Consider the following 5,075-nt stretch of genomic DNA (forward strand, 5'->3'; position numbering starts at 1 on the left):
GCCGCTGCAGGCCTTCTGCTTCAACTTCGGCAGCAGCCACGCGATCCACCACTTCGTGGTCAAGGAGCCCTTCTACATCCGCCAGCTCAGCGTGCCCTTCGCCCACCGGGTGATGCGCGAAGCAGGCGTGCGCTTCAACGATTTTGGCACCTTTGCCCGCGCCAACCGCTGGACCCGCGTGCCCCAGGAGCAGCCTGCGGCGCAGTCGCAGACCGCCTGAAAGCGGCCGCGCCCTTCCCCGACTCTTATGCGAACTCGCTGATGAACGTCCTGATCGTCCACGCCCACCCCGAACCCCAGTCGTTCTGCAGCGCCATGAAGGACCTGGCCGTCACCAGCCTCGGCGCCGCCGGCCATGCCGTGCAGTGCTCCGACCTCTACGCAATGCAGTGGAATCCCGTGGCCACGGCCGCCGACTTCAGCGAACGCAGCGACCCCGACTACCTGGTGTACGCCCTGGAGCAGCGCCACGCCCACCAGCACCAGGCGCTGGCCGCGGATATCGCCGGCGAACTGGACAAGCTGCTCTGGGCCGACCTGCTGATCCTCAATTTTCCGCTGTACTGGTGCTCGCTGCCGGCCATGCTCAAGGGCTGGGTCGACCGGGTGCTGGTCTCCGGCGCCTGTTATGGCGGCCGGCGTTTCTACGACCGCGGCGGCCTGATCGGCAAGCGCGCGCTGCTGAGTTTCACCCTCGGCGGCCAGGCGCATATGTTCGCTGGCGAGCAGGCTATTCACGGCGAGCTGGAGTTGCTGCTACGCCCGCTGCTGCGCGGCACCCTGGCCTATGTCGGCCTCGGCGTGCTGCCGCCGTTCGCCGCCTACCACGTGCCCTATATCGACGCGGCGGCGCGCCAGCAGCTACTCGACGACTACCGTGACTATCTGGCGAACCTTGATCACCTGCCGCTGCTGGAGATGCCGGCGATGGCCGACTTCGACCGTCACCTGCAGCCCCTGCACCATGAGGTACCGGCATGAAGACCTGGATCTGCATCGTCTGCGGCCTGATCTATGACGAAAGCGCCGGCTGGCCGGACGAGGGCATCGCCGCCGGCACCCCCTGGAGCGAGGTGCCGGACGACTGGCTGTGTCCAGACTGCGGGGTGGGCAAGGCCGACTTCGAGATGCAAGAGCGCTAGCAGGCCGCTGAACACTGCCTGCTGCTAGCGCCCCTCGACCAACTGCGGCTCGGCAAAGTAGCTGGTAACCGATTCGCCAGTGTTGTCGCTGTCGGCGGCGAAGACCACCCCGAGGATGCGCCGCGGTGCGCTGCCGAAGGCGGCAATGGCGTCGGCGCGCAGGTCGCGGCGCTCCGTCAGCCATTGCCCCAGCGGCGCTTCCGGGCCCCGCAGTACGCGCATCTCCACCGTCTCGGTGTAGGCGCTGCGGGCATGGCTGCCGGGCGCCGCGCGGTTGTCCCAGACGTAGCTCAGGGTCGCCGCCGGCAGGTCGGGGTCGAAGAAGGCGCGCGCCAGGCGCAGCTTCTGCCGGGTCAGGAATGGCAGGCTGGCCAGCGGGTAATCCAACAGTACATAGACCCTGGCGGCATAGTCGTCGCCCGCGCGGGTGGCGAAGCGTGCCCGGTCCAGGCGTTGCTCGGTGCGCCATTGCCAGCTCAGTCGCCAGGGCCGGTCGCCGGGCAGATCGAGCGGATGCAGCAAGCCACCGGCTGCCGCATCGGCCTGGATGCGCAAGACGCTACGGCCTTGCTGCTCGACCAGAGTGCGCGCCGAAGGCTTGAGCTTGGGGATATCCGCCAGGCGCCAGGGTGCCGACCACTCGCCTTGCGGTGGCCCGGCGGTCCAGGGCGTCAGCGCATTCTGCGCCTGGGCCAGGGATGCCAGCAGCGCCAGGCCGAGCATGAGCGCGCGCATCAGCTCCTGCGCCAGGTGTGGAAGCGCTCGACCCAACGTAATAGCCCTTGCGGCGCATGGGCGCGCTTCCATTCGCCGGCCGCGTACTTGTTGGCCTCGGCCATGGTCGGGTAACTGTGGATGGTGCCGAGAATCTTGTTCAGGCCGAGGTTGTGCTTCATCGCCAGTACGTATTCGGCGAGCAGCTCGCCGGCATGCTCGCCGGCGATGCAGACACCGAGAATCCTGTCCTTGCCCGGCTCGGTGAGCACCTTGACGTAGCCATGGGCGGCCTCGTCGGCAATGGCCCGATCGAGGTCGTCGATGCCGTAGTGGGTCACTTCATAGGCGATGTTCTGCGCCCTGGCCTCGCCTTCGGAGAGGCCGACCCGCGCCACTTCCGGGTCGGTGAAGGTGCAGTAGGGAATCACCCGGTAGTCCGCCTTGAAGCGCCTGAAGCCGCTGAACAGCGCGTTGACCGCGGCGTACCAGGCCTGGTGCGCCGCGACGTGGGTGAACTGGTAGGGGCCGGTGACATCGCCCACCGCGTAGATGTTGGGCAGGCGCGTGGCCAGGTACTCGTCGGTTTCCAGGGTGCCGTTGGGACGCACCACCAGGCCCAGCTCCTCGACCCCGTAGCCGCTGACATTGGCCACCCGGCCGAGGGCCAGCAACAGGCAGTCGAAGGCGATGGTCACTTCCTCACCGGTGTCGAGGCGGCGGGCAATCATGCGCTGCTCGCCATCGACCAGCTCGAAGCGCTCGGCGCGGTGCTGCAGGCGCACATCGACGCCGTCGGCCTGCAGGCTGGCGAGGACCAGTTCGCTGGCATCGGCATCCTCGCGCGGCAGCAGGCGTTCGGCCAATTCGACCTGGATCACCTGGCTGCCGAGACGCTGAAAGGCCTGGGCCAGCTCGCAGCCGATCGGCCCACCGCCCAGCACCAGCAGCCAGCGTGGCTGCTCGCGCAGGTTCCAGATGGTGTCCGAGGTGTAGCCTTGCACCAGCTCGATACCGGGGATCTTCGGCACCAGCGGGCGCGCGCCGGCGGCGATGATGATGCTGCGGCTACTCAGGGTCTGGCCACCCACCTCGACCGTCCAGGGCGAGGTCAGTCGGGCTTCGCCCTGGATCACCTCGACGCCTAAACCGCTGTAGCGCTCGACCGAGTCGTGCGGGGCGATGTCGCCGATCACCCGCTGGATACGCTGCATCACCGCGGGAAAATCCACGGTGGCGCGCACGCCGGTGAAGCCCAGCGCCTCGCCCTGCCGCAGCTCATGGGCCAGCCTGGCCGAACGCAGCAACGCCTTGGACGGCACGCAGCCGGTATTCAGGCAGTCGCCGCCCATCTGGTGCTTTTCGATCAGGCTGACCTTGGCCTTCACCGCTGCGGCGATGTAGGCACTGACCAGCCCACCGGCACCGGCGCCGATCACCAGCAGATTGCGGTCGAAGGAATCGGGCTTGAGCCAGCCGGCATACACCCGCCGCGCCTGCACCAGGCCGAGCAGCTTGCGCGCAAGCAGGGGGAACAGGCCGAGCAGGATGAAGGCACCGAGCAGTCCCGGCGAGAGAATCCCGCCCAGCGACTCCAGCTGGCCCAGCTCGCGGCCGGCGTTCACGTAGACCAGCGTGCCTGGCAGCATGCCCAGCTGGCTGACCCACCAGTAGGTGCGCGCGGGCAGGCGGGTCAGGCCCATGGCCAGGTTGATCAGAAAGAACGGGAACACCGGCACCAGGCGCAGCGCGAACAGGTAGTACGCCCCTTCGCGCTCGACCCCGGCATCGATCCCGGCCAGGCGTTGACCGAAGCGCCCACGCACCCAGTCGCGCAGCAGAAAGCGGCTGCTGAGCATGGCCAGGGTCGCGCCCATAGTCGAGGCGAAGGACACCAGCACCAGGCCTTCGAGCAAACCGAACAGCGCCCCGGCCAGCAAGGTCATCAAGGCCGCACCGGGCAACGACAAGGCCGTGACGGCGACATAGGCAAGGGCGAACAGCCCGGCCGCCTGCCAGGGATTGCTCGCGACCTGGGCGTTCAGCGCCGCCTGCTGGGCCTTGAGCGTGTCCAGGCTGAGGTACTGACCGAGGTCGAAGACAAAGAAGCTGCCGAGCAGCGCCAGGATCAGGCCCATCAGGACCAGTTTGCGACTATTCATAGATCCAGCGCCTCCAGTGCGCAGAGGCTTTGGCACAGGCTGAAGCCGGCCAAAACAGCCTGCCGCGGTTGATCCGCGCAGGTCCCGAGAATGCGTGAACGATAAGACTGCGCCGCCGGACTGCCCGCAGGCCACTGGCGGTCGAAGTCGGCGAGAAAAGCATCGTGAGCGTAGTTCAACGGCAGTGCCTCGATAAACAGACCCTCGCGCTGGCAGCGATACAGCGCTGCCGGATGGGCCGTGGTGGCGATACGGCTGAGCAGCCCATAACGGCCGCCGGCGAAGTTCGGCAAGCCGGCCGCGCCGTTATTGATCAACGCAGCGTGGTGCAAGTTCAACGCCACTGCCGTGCAGGTGTGACTGGTGGCCAGCACGCTGACTCGGTTGGCTGCCAGCCAGCGGTCTAGTTGCTGCTGACGCCCGGGCTCGGCCAACGCTTCACGGGCGCAATTCCAGCCGGCCAGGGAGTGCTCGTCGCCGTGGCTGATCGCCACCCGCTGGCCACCGACGCCGACCAGCGCAGTGGCTGGCCGCGCAGCCAGGCGCGCGGCCATGCCCGGCAGGCGCTGCACGGTCCTGTTCAGCTCGGCCTGGATGGCATTGGAACGCGCCACCCGCGCGTCGTCCACCGTGTTCGGGTAGGCGCAGCCACAGCCAGCGCCGCTGGCATGGGCACGCCCCAATTCGGTCTCGACATTGCCGCGCAGCGCCAGGTGCGCACTCAGGACCTGCTCGATTTCTTGAAAAATGGCGGGATCGCGGTCGAGCCAGTGGGCATCGCCATTGAACACCACGCGCGCCTGCGGTTCTGCGGCCAGGCGTTGTTCCAGCGCGGCCAGGGCCTGGCGATTGCCGTAGAGACCGCCGACCACATACAGGACCTGGCAGTCGAACAGCGGTTCACCGGCGAAGGCATCGGCGCGCAGGCGGTAATCCAGCGGACAATCGCGTCCGGCGCGCATCAGGCTCTGCCCCGCAGCCAGCCAGGAATCAGATAACCGAGCACGCAGAGGCCCAGGCCGTACAGGTTAGTGCCGAGCAGCAGGGCGTACTTGCC

Annotated in this window: 5 protein-coding genes and 1 pseudogene; 3 read left to right on the top strand and 3 right to left on the bottom strand. The window is 67.7% G+C overall.

Annotation, left to right across the window (positions count from 1 at the left end):
* The 3 genes and pseudogenes from ABZE94_RS20175 to ABZE94_RS20185 form a co-directional block, all read left to right on the top strand.
* Window positions 1-220 (top strand): annotated as a pseudogene (locus tag ABZE94_RS20175) (fatty acid desaturase); the annotation flags it as partial.
* A gap of 41 nt (window positions 221-261) precedes the next feature.
* On the top strand, window positions 262-981 hold the full coding sequence (locus tag ABZE94_RS20180; protein WP_372877822.1) for an NAD(P)H-dependent oxidoreductase: 720 nt from the start codon (window positions 262-264) through the stop codon (window positions 979-981).
* Window positions 978-1,142 carry a rubredoxin gene (locus ABZE94_RS20185; RefSeq protein ID WP_372877824.1) on the top strand — a complete coding sequence of 55 codons (165 nt, stop codon included), beginning with the start codon at window positions 978-980 and terminating at the stop codon, window positions 1,140-1,142. Before ABZE94_RS20180 ends, ABZE94_RS20185 begins: the two co-directional genes overlap by 4 nt.
* 24 nt (window positions 1,143-1,166) lie before the next feature.
* Here ABZE94_RS20185 and ABZE94_RS20190 read toward each other — a convergent pair whose 3' ends face one another.
* From ABZE94_RS20190 to ABZE94_RS20200, 3 genes are read right to left on the bottom strand one after another with little or no spacing between them, the layout of a single operon-like run.
* Window positions 1,167-1,877 (bottom strand): DUF3047 domain-containing protein, encoded by a 711-nt coding sequence (locus ABZE94_RS20190; protein ID WP_372877826.1) that lies wholly within the window; start codon window positions 1,875-1,877, stop codon window positions 1,167-1,169.
* Window positions 1,877-4,018, bottom strand: a complete 2,142-nt coding sequence (locus ABZE94_RS20195) for an FAD-dependent oxidoreductase (protein ID WP_372877828.1) — start codon at window positions 4,016-4,018, stop codon at window positions 1,877-1,879. Before ABZE94_RS20195 ends, ABZE94_RS20190 begins: the two co-directional genes overlap by 1 nt.
* Complete coding sequence (locus tag ABZE94_RS20200) at window positions 4,015-4,980, bottom strand: hypothetical protein (RefSeq protein ID WP_372877829.1); 966 nt, start codon at window positions 4,978-4,980, stop codon at window positions 4,015-4,017. The genes ABZE94_RS20195 and ABZE94_RS20200 overlap by 4 nt, the downstream gene beginning before the upstream one ends.
* Window positions 4,981-5,075: the final 95 nt, after the last annotated feature.

The sequence above is a fragment of the Pseudomonas sp. genome (assembly GCF_041601375.1).
Taxonomy (GTDB): Bacteria; Pseudomonadota; Gammaproteobacteria; order Pseudomonadales; family Pseudomonadaceae; genus Aquipseudomonas.